11 protein-coding genes are annotated in these 18,340 nt (G+C 38.3%); all 11 read right to left on the bottom strand.

The features are described from left to right. Positions 1-22: 22 nt before the first annotated feature. On the bottom strand, positions 23-1,711 hold the full coding sequence (locus tag V7K61_RS19610) for a GUN4 domain-containing protein (protein ID WP_335055761.1): 1,689 nt from the start codon (positions 1,709-1,711) through the stop codon (positions 23-25). 28 nt (positions 1,712-1,739) lie between these two features. Further along, positions 1,740-3,758 carry an ABC transporter ATP-binding protein/permease gene (locus V7K61_RS19605; RefSeq protein ID WP_335055759.1) on the bottom strand — a complete coding sequence of 673 codons (2,019 nt, stop codon included), beginning with the start codon at positions 3,756-3,758 and terminating at the stop codon, positions 1,740-1,742. A 555-nt stretch (positions 3,759-4,313) separates the two neighbouring features. Next, positions 4,314-4,718, bottom strand: coding sequence for a hypothetical protein (locus V7K61_RS19600; protein ID WP_335055758.1), 405 nt, complete (start codon positions 4,716-4,718; stop codon positions 4,314-4,316). Positions 4,719-4,847: 129 nt separating this feature from the next. Further along, complete coding sequence (locus tag V7K61_RS19595; protein ID WP_335055756.1) at positions 4,848-7,010, bottom strand: patatin-like phospholipase family protein; 2,163 nt, start codon at positions 7,008-7,010, stop codon at positions 4,848-4,850. A 131-nt stretch (positions 7,011-7,141) separates the two neighbouring features. Next, entirely contained in the window at positions 7,142-8,119 is a 978-nt protein-coding gene (locus V7K61_RS19590; protein ID WP_335055754.1) for an MvdD family ATP-grasp ribosomal peptide maturase, read from the bottom strand. Between the two features lie 45 nt (positions 8,120-8,164). Next, complete coding sequence (locus tag V7K61_RS19585) at positions 8,165-9,181, bottom strand: MvdC family ATP-grasp ribosomal peptide maturase (protein WP_335055752.1); 1,017 nt, start codon at positions 9,179-9,181, stop codon at positions 8,165-8,167. A 265-nt stretch (positions 9,182-9,446) separates the two neighbouring features. Then, the gene (locus tag V7K61_RS19580) at positions 9,447-9,581 is read right to left on the bottom strand and encodes a microviridin/marinostatin family tricyclic proteinase inhibitor (protein ID WP_335055749.1); all 135 of its coding nucleotides are present in this window, start codon (positions 9,579-9,581) and stop codon (positions 9,447-9,449) included. Positions 9,582-10,009: 428 nt separating this feature from the next. After that, positions 10,010-14,068: a non-ribosomal peptide synthetase gene (locus tag V7K61_RS19575; RefSeq protein ID WP_335055746.1), complete on the bottom strand. Its 4,059-nt coding sequence runs from the start codon at positions 14,066-14,068 to the stop codon at positions 10,010-10,012. A 205-nt stretch (positions 14,069-14,273) separates the two neighbouring features. Then, the gene (locus tag V7K61_RS19570; protein WP_335055744.1) at positions 14,274-16,265 is read right to left on the bottom strand and encodes an ABC transporter ATP-binding protein/permease; all 1,992 of its coding nucleotides are present in this window, start codon (positions 16,263-16,265) and stop codon (positions 14,274-14,276) included. 74 nt (positions 16,266-16,339) lie between these two features. Further along, positions 16,340-17,161, bottom strand: a complete 822-nt coding sequence (gene proC, locus V7K61_RS19565; RefSeq protein ID WP_335055742.1) for a pyrroline-5-carboxylate reductase — start codon at positions 17,159-17,161, stop codon at positions 16,340-16,342. A 42-nt stretch (positions 17,162-17,203) separates the two neighbouring features. Beyond that, a complete protein-coding gene (locus tag V7K61_RS19560; RefSeq protein WP_335055740.1) occupies positions 17,204-18,310 on the bottom strand; it encodes a zinc-binding dehydrogenase in 1,107 nt (368 codons plus the stop codon). Positions 18,311-18,340 lie beyond the last annotated feature (30 nt).

The raw sequence follows: 18,340 nt of genomic DNA, 5'->3' as shown, positions 1-18,340 counted from the left end.
TATTAAATAATGTGCGATTCACTCATGGTAAAGTTTCATGACAAGTTTTGACACGAGTAAAAAATAAATGCATCTGCCATACTAGCCAAGATCCAACTCGCCAAGCTGCCATTGACAGGGGGGTTGTAGATGAATATGAAGGTATGTCTAATATATTTTGGTCATAATGTAACCATTTAACTGGTAGATGTCCCATCGGTGTCGTCGGGGATAATTTAAAAGTTAGTTGGTCGTAATTTAACCAGTTTCCCTCTATTCGCCAACCCAGGCGATCGCCAAGTCTTTTTTCTGTTTCATAATCTATTTGACCGCCTATTTCGTTCCAAATACTTTGCTGAACACTAAAACCAAAGTAACCATGACTGTATTGTTGCCAAAGTCGATCAATTTTATGAAAAGCTTGGCATGAAAAGTTAAGAATATCTTGTTTATAAACTTCATTCCAATCATTCTTACCCATGATTTGTAGCATTAATTTAGCTGTTTCAATATCAGCTTCTTGCCACTTATACTGCGTAAGAAGGTTTTGCAATTTACTGTAATCAATATTCCAATTACTTTTAAATTCTGTGGAAAGCTCAATATCAGTATTATTATTAGGTTGTTCCGCCAATTCTGTTTTTTCGATAGAAAGTTGAGAATAAGAAGAAACAACATCTGCTTCTTCTATCCCTAGCACTTTCTTTTGAGCAACCAGTTGAGTAGACATATAATTAGATATTAAGTAAATCGCTTGATTTAAAGTTATCTCATCTTTACTAAAATCAAAGTCATGAACCTGTAAATCTAATAATCTTGACTGAAAAAAAGCATCTTGCAGTCTATCTTTTTTATCATAACTTGCCACTAATAAATTGAGGATGTCATGAGACATAGTACTAGTATCTTGTATCGTTAATAAATTAACTTGAGAATTTAGAGTACTACTTGCTAAATTTTGAATTTCTCCTACAATTGCGTAAAAATCTGCATCTACTTTTACGACATCATCTATTAAAGATTGAAACGGACTAAAGTAATCTTGTAGAGAGTTTTCTAGATTAATTGCTGTTTCAGCTATTTTTGCGATTTCTTGACGAATTTTTGTAGCTTTGACTTGATATTCATAAATTTCTTGATACACCTCTATATCTTTAAGTATTTTCTGAATAGCTTGCTTTTGATTTTTGGTATCTTCCGCTAAATTTTTAATTCCTTCGCTGAGTAGTTTTACTTTTTCTAAAATTAAAAAATTAGTATTACTTAACAACAAAATAGATTTTAAGTTTTCTTCTTCTTCCCATTTTAACTTGTCAATTATTTGAGAATCTTTATTATTCTTTATCTCTAACTTACTTCTTTCTTCATTGACTTTTCTAATTTCATAATATTTTTGGTTAAATAGATTTTTCCAGTCATCTATAAATTTTAATAAAAAATTTTGATAACTATTTTTATAATTTTCTAAAAAATCCAGAAGTTGAATATAATCTGTGATTAATAATTTAACATTTGCTAAGGTTTCTCCTTGACTAACTTCTTTTTTACATTTGATTATTCCCCAAAAATAAGAATGATATTTAGTACCTTCTTTAATTAAGCTTTGGCATTTTCTAATTTTTCTTTGAACTTTTTTTATTTTGGGATTTTTTAAGGTAGGAAATTTGTAAGGTTTTTCATAAATCGTAATAGATTTATAAGTAACTAATTGTTTTTGCTTTCTAGTTAGCATCACTTGTTTTGAAATATACAAATAGTTACTAAACTCTTACCCATTTCAATACCTCCGGGTTTCTATTATAGCGGTAGGTTACACCATCCTTAGTAGTCACAGACTTTTCTTGACTAGCTTTGCTTCTGATCGTAGTAATAGAATAGTCTGTTAATGTCTGAAGCTCTTTATGAGAAAGTCCTATAATTGTGACGCTCGCTGCTGATTCTGGTTTTATTTTGAGTTCATTTTTCGGGTAAATATCTATCGTAATTTGCTCCTTTTCAACTGGTTTAATAACAATCCCTTTTTGCAATTGATAATCTGGCATAGAAACAAGTTCCCAATTAGATTCTTGTGAAAGTTCTAACACCCATTGATGATAATTAAATAAGCTTTCTCTATGTCCAACGCTGATAAAAGTTGTTTTCGTTGATTGTAACTGTTGATATAAATTACCTTCGTTATTTAAATCTAAAGCACTCGTTGCTTCATCTAAGATCGTGAAACTAGGATGTGTAATTAATAGCCGTGCAAAAGCGAGGCGTTGTTGTTCTCCTAAAGACAATATATTTTCCCAAGGAACTTCTGTATCAAAACCATCGACGCGGGTAAGTAAGTGTTGCAGGTTAACTTGTTGCAAAATCTGTTCAAGTTCGCGATCGCTCATTTTCCTATCTGTGTGAGGATAGAGCAACTGTTCGCGCAAAGTCCCTAAAATGATATAAGGTCGTTGGGGTAAGAATAATACTTCTTTTAAGGGAGGACGCACTAGACGGCCAGTTCCCGCATTCCATAAACCAGCGATCGCTCTCAACAAAGAACTTTTACCCCTACCACTAGGGCCAACAATCAATAACCCTTCACCTGGGGCAACAGCAAATGACAAATTTTCAACAATTACCTGTTCATAATTTGGCGTTTGTAAAGTGACATTCTCAAAAGCTAAACGTTCTTCTTCTAGAATTTGAATAGTATTGGCGTTCTCTGGTTGTTTACTAGCAGCCTGTAGCGCATCTGAAAACTCTGCTAAACGCTTTACATAGCCAGAAAATCGCCCTGAAATTCCAAACTCAGATATTAGTTCTCCTAAAGCATTAGAAAACATAAAGCAAGCAAAACTAGCTTGGTTTATTTGTCCATAATCAATTTGATCTTGAAGAAATAAAGGTGTAAGAATAAACATCGAAAATACGCTAATGGCAGACTGATATGCTCTGCCAAAAGCGTCTTGTCCCCTCTCTAAATTCAGCCTCTTTTCAGCAGTTTTTAAAACATTATTAAATCGGCGCTGAATTATATTAAATTCTTCATCTTCTCCCTGAAAAAAAGCGATTGATTCGGCGTGATTACGAACATGAGTTAAGCAATATGCAAAATCTGCTTTAAATGCAAGTTCTTCTTGGCTAACTTTATTTATTCCTTGATTCAAGTAAACAGCTATTAAATTGCCTATAATTGTATAAATAACTAAATATATTGCAATTTGTGAAGAAACTATCCAGAGAATTATCAAAGAACTTCCCATTTCTAAAGATTTTTCTAGCAAAGAAGATGAGAATCTCAAGCCAATACTAGTAATGGGTTCTATTTCCTGGGATAAGCGTTGATCTGGATTATCTATATCAGATTTAAAATTTATTTTATAATAAGCTTGATTGCTTAAATATTTTTCTAAAACATGAATATTTAGCCATTTGTACCAGTCAAGAATTATTTTTTTTCTGACATATCTCAAAAGAGTTACTAACAAGATCATTCCGACAATAATGAGACTGGACAGCCATAAAGTACCATTGTATTTATCAAGGTCTTTCTGTTCAATAACGATATCAATTACATAGCGATTCCAGTAACTATTTGCAGCATTTGCACCGACAATTACGACTATTAATAATACTAAAGAAATGAGCATTACCCATGAGCGAATCACATCTGAAAATGCTCTTCCTTCTGCTTTTGTTGGATACCAATAAGGCCCGGCAACTACTTTCACATCCTGCCAAAATTGAATCAAGGTTGAAAAAGGATTTATTGTATTTTGCTCACGCACAGATGGAGTTTGCATATTCTAAAAATGTAGCTGTTACTAATTACACAAGGAATTTTGAAATGACCTTTGAGAATTAAGTTAAACTCAAAGACCATTTTTCCTTTTAGAGAATGTCTGAAAACTTTTATGGTGTTGTATTCGAGATTTGTAGATCCCCCTAAATTCTTCTTTTTAAGGAGGACTTTAATTAAATTTCCTCTCTTTTTAAGGCTACCGTGTACACACAAGTCGGAGTGGCTTGTTCAACCCGCATTTTACCCCCCTTAATCCCCCCTTATAAAGGGGGGAAACTGGAAAATCTTGTTCCCTCCCCTTTATAAGGGGAGGGTTAGGGTGGGGTAATTCGAGGACTGGTAGTGATTCGATAACTTGTGTGTACACCGTAGCTTTTTAAAGGGAGCCAGCCACGCTTACAGCGTGGCTGGCAGGCTAGCGACTGGCGTGGGCTAGGGGGGATCAAATCGAATGCACTAGTACAGCACGGCGTAAATAAAGCAACTATTTCAAATTGTTCAAAAGCCTGTCTTCTAAGCTTTTTGACTTTTGACTTTTGACTTCCGCCTTGCGGTTCTAGATCAATGGTTCCTCATCGACAATTTCGACTGTTCTCGGAAAAGGGCCTTGGTCAGGCTCAGTAACGACTACTGGGCTAATATGATGTTTCAGTTTGAGTTTTAACTCATCTGAAATGGGCAATTCTTGAATTTCTTTGAGAAGAAATCTGACAGATTCAGTTTTGCTACGTTCTGTATAGACGAGCTTAAGAATGTTTTCAATTCCAAATCCCGCTATATATTCCCCTAGAACGGCTACCAGCCCAAGCAAGCCTAAACCTCCTAAGAGGCCGAAAGGCCCGCCCAGCGTTGAAAGCATAGCAACAACGGCAGCGACATTACCCCCTGCTGCACCCGTTGCTATTACGAAAAGTATGCCAGGAAGGCCTAAACCAGAAATTTTTTTGACGAGTTCATCCATTGTACTTACCTACAATCCTTATAAAGTGAAAACATGACTAAGAGAGTCATTACTAATTTCTTTTGTGAAGAAATTAAAAATCTTATATCTTGCAGCAACTAACTGGTGCAAGATATAAGAAATCTGATTTTAGCCCAACAAAAGACTACACAGTTCATCGATTTGTTGACTTTTGTTAGATATTAATCGATGGGCTATAGCTTGTAACTGACGAGTATTTTGGAGTTTGGTATTATCTATTTCTTCTAGTTCACTATCTAATAATGTTTGAAAGCGATAATAAAAATTTTGAGCTTCTCGATCGCTAGGTTCAAACAACTGTTCTAACTCTCCAGCTACCACTTCACTACTACCGTCAAACATAATATTTAAAAGCGGTCTTCCCCATTGCAAGAGTCCCCAATTTTTGACTTCTTTATAAGGGTAGACACTCGTCAGCGAACCTGTACCTAAAGAAACTACTAAAATATCTTCTGTATTCAGGACTTTTTGGGCTTTTCGTTTACTACTAATTTGTGCTTCTAAAATAGCTAAATGGGCTGGATTATTAGCAAATACTCCACCATCGATTAAAGTATAGGCGATGCCGCTATTGTGGGGGTTTACAATCCGATGAGGAGCAAAATAAGTCGGAGTGGCACTAGTTGCCAATGCTGCATCTAGGAGCGAAAAACCGCCACATAACTTCTGAAAATTCTTAGATTCTGTTTGCTGTTTTTCTAGTTTGTTTGTAAAAAATATCGGAATTCGCTGCTCGATATCGTAACTCGTTACAAAAACTTCTTTGAGATTATTTTCTAGAAGCGCGTTACCAAAATATTGCCTGAAAATTTCTTCTTTACTTTCGGAAGGATATTTTGGCTGGAGAAATATATCCTCTAACGGGCCAAGTAGTCTTTCAAACAACGGCTCATAAAATATTTCTACCCCATACTCCAGAAATAGCTGTAGGAGATCCTCAGCAGTATATTCAGCTACTGGCAAGTTATCAGATACATCAGAACTTAATCGGGGTTTAGTTAGTCCAAGTGCTAAAATTCCGCCGCTGGAAGTACCAGTAATTAAATCAAACAAACTGAATATAGGCTTTTGTGTCCGCCTTTCAATTTCTGATAGGAGTAATGCCGGAATAATGCCCCGAATACCGCCTCCATCAATGGAAAGTATTTTATATTTGGGACGGGCTTTTGTATTCATGGTTTCTGGCGATTCCTCCTGAGTTAATACTTGTGCTTGTTGGATATTGACGGGATTTTCAATTTGGTCTGTTTTGGTTTCTTCGTCATGTGGTTCGAGAGCGATCGCAGTTGGAATAATCTCGGATTCTTCGCTGTTTATTTCTGTCTGTTGAATTTCCTTTGGTTGGTTTTTGTTGTCGCTTACTTCGGATTCTTCGCTGTTTGTTTCTGCCTGTTGAATTTCCTTTAGTTGGTTTTCGTCGTCGCTTACTAACGATACCGTTGCTGCTAATAAATTTGTGGTTAGTGGTGAGATATTTTCTTCAGGAATAACTGCTGTCTCAGTTTGGATCTCTTCTTGAATATCTTCTTGATTGGATGATTCTGCTGCAAATGGAACTGGATTTGATGATTGTGTTGCGAATGGAATTTCTGCTAAAGTCCAAATAGGATTACCACGAAAATTTCCTTGATAAGACTTTCCCTTTTGGTTTTTGACAGTTGTACCTTGCCCTTCGTCTAGTTTCCAGTAAGCCACTAATCCTTCTTCATCTCCAACTATTAGCCCACAACGATGAGTCTGGATTTGTGCTTGAGTACAGGGATAATTCCAAACGCTAATGTTTGCTAATTGCCCTTTGAAATAGACCTGTTTGTGTAACGTTGCTCCCAGAGTTATAGAACTTGTGGCTTTGTTTAAAGATGAACCTCTAAGAGAATCGTTGTATTCACCATCGTCAAGGTATACGGCTATTTGACCACTATTAAAAACAATAGCAAAAAAGTGCCATTGTTCTATAGTTAATTCTCCTTGCCCGAAGGTTTTGATACCCTTGCTAACAGTTTCATCAATGTAGACATCTAGGCTTCCTGCTTCACTGATGCCGAATTCAAAATTATCGCTGAATCTCTCTGAAGAACGGGCAAAAAATACATTGCGCGTCCCGTAACTAGTGGCTTTATTTGTTAGTTGATATGGATTTATCCATCCTGAAACCGTAAAAGCTGAACTCCCTTGAGCGAAAACGCCGCCAATATCGTTTCTGCCAAAATCTATATAATCATTTACCCCATCAAATGTTAAAACTGTTTGTGTATTTACTAGATTTATCACAAGGATTTAATCTCCAAATATCAATAATTTGTACTTTTAAATAAAGAATTTAATATTAATAAACTTAATAGTGAAATCTTACTAAAACCTTTCAAAATAGAAGACTCTAAAGATAGACAAGGCTCAATTTCCTAACTTTTATTAGTCAGTAATACTTCTGCGATCGCCTGCGAAATGGGGTAGTGTGGTGGATATATCTCCATCCAAAAAAATTCCCCGACTGGGTTAACTTCGAGGAATACATGGCGACCATCGGGGGTGACAATAATATCAATTGCTCCATAGTTTAAGCCAAAATAAGCCATCAGTTTGAGCAGTTTTTTCTCAATATCTTCTGGCAAGTCGTAGGGTTGCCAATTTTTAACTAAGGCTCTCCCCTCTTTGCGCCAGTCGTAAGTAGATCCTGACAAGCTTTGGGAATCTACTGCGGCAGTAAATACGCGGTGTCCGACAATAGTTATCCGCAACTCTAGCGCCTTCGGTACGTTTTCTTGAAACGTCATCGGACAAAAACGCAGTCCTTCCATATTCTCCAAATCATCATTTGTAACTGGAGTGGTAAACACAACGTTTTCTCGCCCCCGATCGTCATAAATAGCAAAGGAAGAAAGCATCTTGGTAACTATACCTTGCTGACAATCTTGAGCAAATTGTTTGACTGCTTCTGGATTGTTTGAAGTCAGAGTGCGTGGAGTTATAAGACCAACTTCTCGTGCAACTTGTAATTGCAGTTGCTTATTATTAGCCCGATCCACATTGGACATTTTATCAAAGTGGAATCCCTGAAGGCTGGCAATCATTCCCCTGACTGTGGCGCGACATTCGTTAATTGACGCATCTCTGTATTGCTTGTCCATTGAGTCGGGGATTTTTTGTCCGTACCGCATCCGCCGATACCAAACTGAGGATACCTCGCTCAAATCGAGCTTCTGTTCGCTATCAGTAATAATTACCCGTTCAGTATCGCCAGAGTAAATATCTAGCTTAACTTCAGTGGGATATCTGTCTGTATCAAACCGAAATGCTTTTTCTCCTCTAGCCTCAATTTCGTTGATGACTAGAGGAATGCTTTCGTTGTCTTTGCTAAACGTGACTATTAATACAGTCATAATTGAGTTGCGCTTAAGACACCCTACAGTAATTGACTTTCTTAATTACGAACTTGTATTGAGCGTAGCCGAAGTATTACGAATTGGTACAAGAGCATCTGCGATCGCACTTGCAATGGGTAAGTCTAGATCCTTTTCCAGCATTCCCCACTCCCCCACAGGGTTGATTTCCAAAAAGACGTATTCGCCTGATGGTGTGACGATGAAATCTAACGCTCCAAACAACAGCCCAAATTTCCCCATAAAGGCTTTGAGACGGCTAACTACTTCATCAGGAAGCTGGTGATGTTGCCATGCGCCAACCTCAACACCAGGTTTACGCCAATCAACTTTGGCTGCTGCATACACATCTGCATTTAGCGCCCCCACAAATACATTACCATTCACATACACCACCCGTAATTCCTGTTGCTTTGGAATTTGCTCTTGAAAAACCATTGGGCAATAGCGCAGTGACTCGGCATCTTCTAAGTCTTCTTCCTTGACGGTGCTGGTGTACAGAAAAAACGAGGAGTTAGCCTCCATACTGCGGGAAAGAGCAGTTAAAAGCTTGCTCACCATTTTGCCCTTGACTTGCCCGAAAAACTCTCGTGCTGCTTGGGCTTTGTTGGTAACAAGAGTCTGGGGAATAACAAAACCTACTTCAGACGCAATCCGCAGTTGACGCAGCTTGTTACTTGCATAATCTATCCGCTCTAAATTATCTACCCACGTAGCTCCCTTGAGACTGTCCCAAAAACCATCTAAAGTTGCAAGTGATTCTCTAATGCAAGCTTCTCGAAACTTTGGTGCTAATTCTTGACTCAGTTTTGGTTCCCAAATACGGCGCATCCATACAGCTTGCACCTGCTCTGTGCTGATAGAGTGGTTGTTACATTCTATAGTGTGGTAGCTTTTAGACTTATCAAAATGTGCTGTTAATTGCACTTCTAGAGGAAATTTATCAGTATCTAGACGAAATGGTTGCACGCCTTTTTTTGATAGGGATTCTGCCACTCTATCTATTGTGAAGAAATCACCACTGTGGGTGATTAATAAAACAACATCGCGAGACAGGTGCATAAAATATATTTTCTTTGATAATTTTAGGAGGTAGCTATTAAGGAATAGCAAAAAAATTGCTTTTTACAACCCAAAATCTTTAAAGAATTTAGATATCTAGAAAAAGCAATCACCTCCATGTTATGGATAAGGTAATATGAAAGCGATCGCGTTGTTAAGAGTAGTTTTTAGCTATTTGATAATTACTACTCCCTGAAATTATGATGAAGCCAATTACAAGGTATCTGCCCAATCAAAAAGGTACTTTAAGAATTGGAAGACTAAATTATTTGTCTTCCAAATCTGAAGGAAACTTGTAAGTCCAAGGAACCTCTGTTCCTTCAGTAGCTTGCTCTTCCAAGAAACGCGCAAAGAATGGCACCGCTACGGCATCCACTGTTTTGACTGTGTTTGTAGGCATAGAGTTTTCTTTAAAGGAAATTGTTTTTGCAACTACAGATATATCACTAATTAAATATATTTTCAAGGTCAGTTAAGACAGTTAAGAAGTAATTATTTTAAGAAACTTAAGAAACTTAAGAAACTTAAGAAAAATTTATTTAATAGTTATCAAGATCGCCCAATGTCCATCGAGTAATACCCGAACAATTCAGAATTACTTCGGACATAAAATATTCAGCATACTGTTCGTTACACCAAATTTGCATCTACCAAGTTTCAAGGTCTTTGGGATGATTGATGTTTAAAGCCCCTGGTTAATTGTTACCCATCTCCCTCGAAAAAATCGCTCTCACTGATAATTATGATGCCTTCTGCCTTTCCCGATAAGAGGGTTTCGGCACTAACTGAGTGGAATTTTTTACCCAGTACTCCGAATTATCTTTGCATTTATATGTTGGCTTTTGCCTGCTCAATGCAAGCTTTCAAGCGTTCGGCTAAAACCTGAACATAGGGTTGAGTTATTATTGTCACATGGTTGCCTGGGACAAAATAGACATTAACTGGTTCAGCAGAAAACTTGTTCCAGCCCAAGTCCAAATCCTGTAAAATCTCAGGCTGATTAATAGGCTCTTCTAGATTAGTCTGGCTGGTTCGCAAGAGAGTAATTGAAACCGGATCGACTTGTTGTGGTACATACTTAGCCTTGTTATCAGCTTTTAAAGCTTGCAAAAACTGCTTCAAGTACGTGGTATCAGCATCGAGAGGCAGAATGTCAAGCCTTTTTAAGTACTCCAGAACGTGTTTAAATTGCGCTTCTAGGTCTAATGATGGAAGTATATCAGTATCCATATCCAAGTCCTTTGCGTATACAATTTGCATGGTTTTGGCAATACCAATCAGCCACATAGCATTGTCGTCCCATTCATCGTCCCATTCATTTTGCTGTTGTTGAGTATTCGGTGCTGTAGTATCTAGAATGGCAACTAGAGCAATAACCTGTCCCTGACGCAGCAATTGCTGTGCCATTTCATACACGACTTTCCCGCCAAAAGAATGGCCCGCCAAAAAGTACGGGCCTTGCGGCTGCACAGCCTGCAACGCTTGGATGTATTGACCAGCTATATCCTCCACTTCCGTAATAGGTACTAATTCTCTATTTTGATGATTTGTTTGGAAACTGTAGAACGGTTGGTCTGAACCCAGGCAACGGGCTAAGTTATGTAGGTAAAATGGATTGCCACCAGCACCCGGAATACAAAACAAAGGTGGGTTTGAGCCGTTTGGCTGAAGTGCTACTAAAGGAGACCAGATAGAGACATGAACTTCTTTTTGCACCAGTTCTGCCAATTCTTCAATTGTTGGATGTTGGAAGAGAGTAACTAAGGGGAGACTTTTACCAAACTGCTGCTGAATTTGAGCTAGTAAGTACGGAACTAAAAGAGAATGCCCACCAATGTCAAAAAAGTTATCTTTTACTCCCACCTCGTCAACTTTTAAAATCTGTGACCAAATTTGCACTAGTTGCAGTTCTAATTGATTACGAGGCGCAACAAATCTTTCTAAGTCCCTGCTTTGGGAAGGTGCAGGTAAAGCACGGGGGTCTATTTTGCCGTTGGGAGTTAGGGGCAAATACTTTAAGATGACAAAGGCATTTGGCACCATGTAGTCTGGGACTTTTGCTTTCAGGTATTGTCGTAGTTCACTGATTATAGGTGTACAGTGTTCATGTGGCACTACGTAAACAACTAGGCGTTTATCACCTGGATTGTCTTCGCGGGGAATGACACAAGATACTTGCACGTCGCTGTGTTGGTTTAATACTGCTTCAATTTCTCCCAACTCAATGCGGAAGCCTCGAATTTTTACCTGATTGTCGATGCGTCCCAGATATTCAATGTTGCCATCCGGCAGATAACGCGCTAAGTCCCCAGTTTTGTATAATTTACCCTCTCCTGCCTTCTCGAACGGGTTGTGAATGAATTTTTCTTTTGTTAACTCTGGGCGTTTGAGGTAGCCTCGTGCCAACCCCAAACCACCAATATGCAATTCTCCGGCTACACCTACAGCAACCGATTGTAAGTGAGAATCTAAAATGTAAATTTGTGTGTTTGCTATAGGTCGCCCAATGGGTACTGTCCTCAGATTGGTATCGGGTTTGCATTGCCAGTAGGTGACATCAATAGCGGCTTCTGTTGGGCCGTAAAGATTGTGCAATTCACACTCTAGACGAGCGAAAAAGCGTTCTTGGAGTTCTAAAGGCAGAGTTTCGCCACTACAGATAACTCGTTTTAAGCTACTGCGATTTTTTAAACTTTGTTCTTCTAAGAAAACCTGGAGCATAGAAGGAACAAAATGCAGTGTAGTAACCTGCTGTTCTAAAATCAGGTTGACCAAGTAAGCACTATCCTTATGCCCACCTGGTTTAGCCAAAACTAAACGCGCTCCATTCAATAATGGCCAGAAGAACTCCCAAACTGATACGTCGAAACTAAAAGGAGTTTTCTGTAAAATGCAATCTGCTGCTGTTAATTGATAAGCTTGTTGCATCCACAGCAGGCGATTGTAAATCCCCAAGTGGGTGTTCATTGCTCCTTTGGGTTTTCCAGTAGAACCAGAAGTGTAAATTACATAAGCCAAGTTACTATCTTGCACACCAGTAATTGGATTTTCTTGACTCAACTGAGAAACAGATTGCCAGTCAGTATCTAAACATACAACTTGCGCTTGATGCTGAGGCAACTTTTTTAGGAGTTGTTGTTGTGTCAGCAGCACTGGAGCTTGAGCATCTTCAAGCATGAAGGTCAAACGGTCTTGAGGATAGTCTGGGTCAAGTGGCACATAAGCCCCGCCTGCTTTGAGAATACCAAGTAGTCCTACCACCATTTCTAGTGAGCGTTCGACACAAATGCCTACCAGCACATCTGCTCCCACACCCAACGAGCGCAAGTAATATGCTAACTGGTTAGCTCGACAATTCAATTGATGGTAAGTGAGTTGTTGGTTTTCAAACACCACTGCTACTGAATCTGGAGTACGCTCTACCTGCTCTTCAAATAACTGATGAATACATTTATCTTGAAGATAATCCGTCTGAGTGTTGTTCCACTCAACTAATAACTGCTGTTGCTCAACAGCTGTCAGTAGAGGTAATTGCCAAATCCGCTCTTCTGGGTTAGCAACAATACCTTCCAGCAAGGTCACAAAATGCCCTGCCATACGCGTGATTGTACAAGCCTCAAACAAGTCAGTATTGTATTGCCAGCAAAGTTGCAAAACTCCCTGAGCTTCCATCACCATTAAATTCATATCTGAGTCTGCACCGCGCTGATGGCCGAGTAAGTATGGCTCCATCTCAAGCACTTGTTCTCGACTGTGCAATAAATTCTCTGTTGATTCGCACCAACGTTGTCGTTGCCAAGTAAAACTAACTTGACACAAAGGAGAACGACTGGGATCTCGTTGTGGCTGGAGTTGTTCTGCTAACTGAGAAAAAGGATAATCTTGATGCTTTTGGGCATCTTTAACTGTGTTGCTGACTTGAGTGAGAAATTCTTTGAACGTGGCATTTTCCTGTATAGCAGTTCGTAAAACGATTAAATTAACAAAGTAACCAACAATATCTTGAAAATCTCCACCCCACCGACCTCTCATCGGGCTTCCTATAAGGATATCTGTTTGATTTGTGTAGCGGTAAAGTTGGACGTAAAATGCTGCTAGCAGAATCTGATAAAGGCTTGTTCCAGAAGCTAGAGCTAGATGTTTAAGTTTTTGAATTAACTGTTCATCTAGCGGTGAAATGTATGATTTTCCTTGATAAGTCTGTACAATTGGGCGGGGTTTGTCTGCGAGCAAATTCAAAATTGGCAATTCGCCTGCTAATTTTTGTTGCCAGTATTGCCAAAGTTTTTCTCCTCTGGAACCCGATAGCATTTCTGACTGCCAGCGAACAAACTCTAGATAAGATTTATTCAGGGTTAAATAATCTGCTGCTGCTTCTGTCTGCTCTTGACTATCTTGCTCAATTTCATTAGCATACAAAGCTTGAAATTCACTCAGCAGTAAATCAAAAGACCACATATCACCTGCAATATGGTGCATTGTTAGCAAGAGAATGTGTTCTTTTGCTGAAATAGTAAATAAATTAACTCTTAAAACTGAATCTTTTTCTAAGTTAAAAGGGCGGTCAGTTATCGCAAATATTTTCTCTTTTAAATGGTCTTGATTCCAATTACTGGCATCTGTTATCTCAAGATTAAATTTTTGTTTTTGATTAATTTGCTGAACTGGTTTGCCTTCATGACTAGTATATGTGGTTCTCAGAATAGGATGATGTTCAATAATTTTATTCCATACACGATTGACGATAGCAATATTTAAATAAGAATTAATTTTTACAGTAATAAATATATTATAAGCAATGCTATCTGGATCGATTTGGTAGATAAACCAAATCGCTTCTTGACCATAAGAGAGTGGGTAAATTGTTTTGGCAATGCTATTGGGCATAATCTTTTCAAACCTTATTAAAGTAACTTACAGTTCTATAGGATTACTATTTGATTTTTGAACAACACGTAGGGTGTGTTATCGCGAAGCGTAACGCACCATTTTCAAGGGTTTGGTGCGTTAGACTAAAGTCATAACGCACCCTACAAATACTTAATTTTTTTCAGAAATCAAACCGGATTCCTATAAAAAGTATAAGTATCTGCTAGACTTTAACCCATTTCAACATTTTGGCGTCTTTATCATAGCGGTACGTCAAGCCGTCTCTAGCAATGATAGAATCTCCTCTGCTTGCCTTACTTCTGATAGTGCTAATGGAATAGTTAGTCAATTCACTTATTTCCTTATGAGAAAGCCCTTCACTTCTGATTGTTTCCGTCAATATTTGTGATTGACTTTGCGATTCATTCTTAGGTGTGCTTTGAATATTTATGGTTTTTTGATTTCGATAATCCTGCACAGTTAAAAGTTGCCAACTAGAATCTTGTGAAAGTTCCAGAACCCATTGATGATAATTAAATAAACTTTCTCTATGTCCAACACTAATAAACGTCGTTTTCGTCTCTTGTAACTGTTGATATAAATTTCCTTCATTCTTCAAATCTAAGGCACTTGTTGCTTCATCTAATATAGTGAACCTGGGATTAGTCACCAACAGGCGTGCGAAAGCCAGGCGTTGTTGTTCTCCCAAGGACAATATATTCTCCCAAGGAACTTCAGTATCAAAACCTTCAACTCGACTTAGCAAGTTTTGCAGGTTAACTTGTTGCAAAACTTCTTTGAGTTCTGCGTCGGTCAATTGACGATTAGTTTTAGGATAAAGCAACTGTTCGCGCAAAGTTCCTAGAATTATATAAGGACGTTGGGGTAAAAATAAGACATCTTTTAGGGGAGGACGCACCAAACGACCTGTTCCTGCATTCCACAAACCAGCGATCGCTCTCAACATCGAACTTTTACCTCGACCACTTGGGCCGACAATCAATAAACCTTCTCCTGCTTGAACAGCTAGTGACAAGTTTTCGACAATTACCTGTTCATAGTTTGGCGTTTGTAAAGTGACATTCTCAAAAGCAAAATAATTCTCTTCTATTGTTTTAATAGTACCGACGTTTTCAGGTTCTTTTGCCACTGCTTCTAAAGCATCCGAAAACTCAGATAACCGCTCAACATAACTAGAAAATCGCCCAGAAGTGCCAAATTCAGCTATTAATTCTTCCAAAGCACCAGCAAAGAAATAGCAGGCTGTAGTAGCTTGTCCAATTTCTCCGAAATCAATATCACCTCTAATAAATAAAGGTGCAAGTACTAAGAGTGTGAGAAATTCGATAGTAGCCCGATATCCTCTGTTAAAAATTGCCTGATTTCTTTCCCAATTAATCTTTTCTTTAATATTTTTTATGAGGATACTAAATCTGCGTTGAATTATATTCAGTTCTTGTTTTTCTCCTTGAAAAAAAGCTATTGACTCAGCATGATTGCGGACATGAGTTAGACAATAACTATAATCAGCTTTAGATTCAAGTTCTGCTTGATTAATCTTAATTAATTCTTTATTTAAGTAAACAGCAATAAAGTTGCCTATAATTGTATAGAGAAGCAGAGCAACAGCTATCTGTTGGGAAATTGACCAGACAACTATTAAAAAAGTTATCATTTCCAGTACTTTTTCTAGTAAAGTAGCTGAAAAACTGAGCGCACTACTGGTTATCGGTTCAATTTCTTGAGCTAAACGTTGATCTGGGTTATCAATATCAGCTTGAAAATTGATTTTATAATAAGCACGATTGTTCAAATATTTATTTAAAATATGATTATCGAGCCATTGATACCAATCAAGAGAAATTTGTTTTCTAATAAATTTAGTAAATCCTATTAAAAGCGTTATCAAGACCAGTCCAACAGCATAAAGTGATAAAGTATAGGTAAATTTAGAATAATCTTTTTGTTGAATGATGACATCGATTAAATAGCGATGAATGAAACTGTTGTAAGTAGTTGCAGCGACAAGGGCGAATATTAACAATATTAGGAGAATAAGCATTCCCCAGGCGCGAAGAACCTCTGAAAAAGCTCTATCGCCTGGTTTTGTTGGATACCAGTAAGGGCCGGCGATCGCTCTTATATCTTTCCAGAATTGAATAAAATCTGAAAATACATTTGTTGAGGGTTGAACTTGAACAGCTTGGGTTGGCATATTTTAGAGATAAACTGAAATATTTTATAATTAGATTTAATACTTTTTGGTGTTAAATAATCAGCACGAATTTTTCAACTCATATTACCTAATTCTTGAGTGCGGCTCAAAGCAGCAAGCACTGCATTAGAGATGACAGTTCGCATACCACCTTTTTCTAACTCGTAAAGACCAGCAGCAGTCACTCCTCCAGGACTTGTCACCTTGTTTCGTAAGACTGCTGGATGTTCGTCAGTCTGAAACATAAGTTCTACACTACCAGCAATCGTATGCAATGTTAGTTCTTGGGCTTGTGTCCGAGTTAAACCCATCTGAACCCCAGCATCAATCATCGCTTCAATGTACAGAAACACAAATCCAGTCCCCGCGCTACTCAATGCCGTTGCCATATCAAGGTAATGTTCATTTTGGGTAGCAAATTCCTTGCCTAATGCTTGTAAAATGACTTGAGTATGCGATCGCTGTATTTCTGTCACACTTGATGATGCGCTCCACACCGTAGTCCCATGACCAACTTGTACTGCAATATTCGGCATTGTACGAACAACAGCAGCATGATTCAACCCTTGGCACAGAGATGAAACACTTGCTCCACTCACAATACTAATTACTAAAGCATCAGGTAAAATTTTATCCTTTAGTATAGCCATCACCTCTACCAAAACCTGCGGTTTCACTGCCAATATCACAATGGATGCGCCTTGTACCGCTTCTATATTGCAGGTTGTAGTACGTACTCCATATTCTTTTTCTAAATAAAGGCATCGCGCAGAAACCCGATTGCTGACAATAATTAGCTCAGGTTTTTCAACAATTTTCGTCGATAACAATCGACTAATTATCATTTCGCCCATTGTGCCACCGCCGATCAAGGCAATTTTTAAATCTGTGAGCATATTTTCTCCCTATTATCCAAGTCATTTGATATGTGGTTGGCATCAAGATAAATTAGGTTGAATCACAGCTTTTAATACAGAGCCTTGCTCTACATCTGCTAGGGCTTGATTAATTTCTTGTAGTGTGTATGAACGACTAATTAGATTTTCCCAAGCAATATTTTTAGTGGAATCACTATGACGTTTTAGTAATTCAATCATTCTATAAAAATGGCTGAAATCAATTCCCCAAGTTCCGCGAATATCAATATGTTTTAGATTAATTTCTAAGTGGGGATTGATGAGAATTTCACCCGTGTTTGTGTAATGTCCGACAATAACATAGCGACCTCCATTTCTCGTCATATTCAAGCCCTCTTTGACAGCAATGGGAATGCCTGTAGCTTCAATAGTGACATCAGCACCGTGTCCATTTGTCAATTCCAAAACCCGCTCAATATGTTGTTGTGGATTGTCAGCCTGAATTATCAGGGTTTCATCTACACCGAAAGATTTGGCAACTAATAATCGACTCTCAAATTTATCGATGACAATTACTTTACCCGCACCTGAGAGTAAAGCTAGAATTGCCACACTCAAACCTACAGGCCCAGAACCCTGTACCACGACAACATCGCCAATTTGAATCTGCGCTCGATCGATAGCGTGTAGTGCAGTTGGTAAAGCACATCCCCCAGCAATGAATTGCTTTGGTGAGACTTCTTCAGGTAAAGTGAGAACTTTCACCCCTGGTTTGAGGTAAATTAGTTGAGACCAACCACCGAGTAACCCATCTTTGGCTGAGTAGGTGACACCATAAACTTTGCGTTGGGGACAGCGAGTGGATGCTTTGGCTACTAGACAATACCAGCAGTTGTAACAGGTTTCGTGGACATCGAGAAAGGTAGCGATCGCTCCAGGCTCAATTAATTTACCATTGACATCACAAAAGAGTCCACCTGTTTCCAGCACACGACCAACTGAGAAGTGGCCGGGAATAATTGGATACGGTACTCCCTCTAAACGTCCATGCAGTAAATGTACATCAGTTCCACAAACCTCAGAATATAAGGTTTCAAGAATGATTCCACCCTTTTCCAGAATCGGGTCTGGTAATTGTTGCACTACAACTGGTTGATTAGGTGCAGTCATCACAGCTGCTAAAGGCATGAATTACTTCCTCACTATATTTACCAAATT

This window comes from Nostoc sp. (genome assembly GCF_036918015.1).
In the GTDB taxonomy this organism is placed as follows: domain Bacteria; phylum Cyanobacteriota; class Cyanobacteriia; order Cyanobacteriales; family Nostocaceae; genus Nostoc.
This window is presented reverse-complemented; position numbering and strand designations above follow the sequence as displayed.

What these genes read in the sequence shown, in the direction of transcription:
- V7K61_RS19570 (WP_335055744.1), bottom strand. Translation starts at nt 16,265, where the DNA reads ATGCCAACCCAAGCTGTTCAAGTTCAACCCTCAACAAATGTATTTTCA.
- V7K61_RS19575 (WP_335055746.1), bottom strand. Translation starts at nt 14,068, where the DNA reads ATGCCCAATAGCATTGCCAAAACAATTTACCCACTCTCTTATGGTCAA.
- V7K61_RS19560 (WP_335055740.1), bottom strand. Translation starts at nt 18,310, where the DNA reads ATGCCTTTAGCAGCTGTGATGACTGCACCTAATCAACCAGTTGTAGTG.
- V7K61_RS19580 (WP_335055749.1), bottom strand. Translation starts at nt 9,581, where the DNA reads ATGCCTACAAACACAGTCAAAACAGTGGATGCCGTAGCGGTGCCATTC.
- V7K61_RS19605 (WP_335055759.1), bottom strand. Translation starts at nt 3,758, where the DNA reads ATGCAAACTCCATCTGTGCGTGAGCAAAATACAATAAATCCTTTTTCA.
- proC (WP_335055742.1), bottom strand. Translation starts at nt 17,161, where the DNA reads ATGCTCACAGATTTAAAAATTGCCTTGATCGGCGGTGGCACAATGGGC.
- V7K61_RS19585 (WP_335055752.1), bottom strand. Translation starts at nt 9,181, where the DNA reads ATGCACCTGTCTCGCGATGTTGTTTTATTAATCACCCACAGTGGTGAT.
- V7K61_RS19590 (WP_335055754.1), bottom strand. Translation starts at nt 8,119, where the DNA reads ATGACTGTATTAATAGTCACGTTTAGCAAAGACAACGAAAGCATTCCT.
- V7K61_RS19610 (WP_335055761.1), bottom strand. Translation starts at nt 1,711, where the DNA reads ATGCTAACTAGAAAGCAAAAACAATTAGTTACTTATAAATCTATTACG.
- V7K61_RS19600 (WP_335055758.1), bottom strand. Translation starts at nt 4,718, where the DNA reads ATGGATGAACTCGTCAAAAAAATTTCTGGTTTAGGCCTTCCTGGCATA.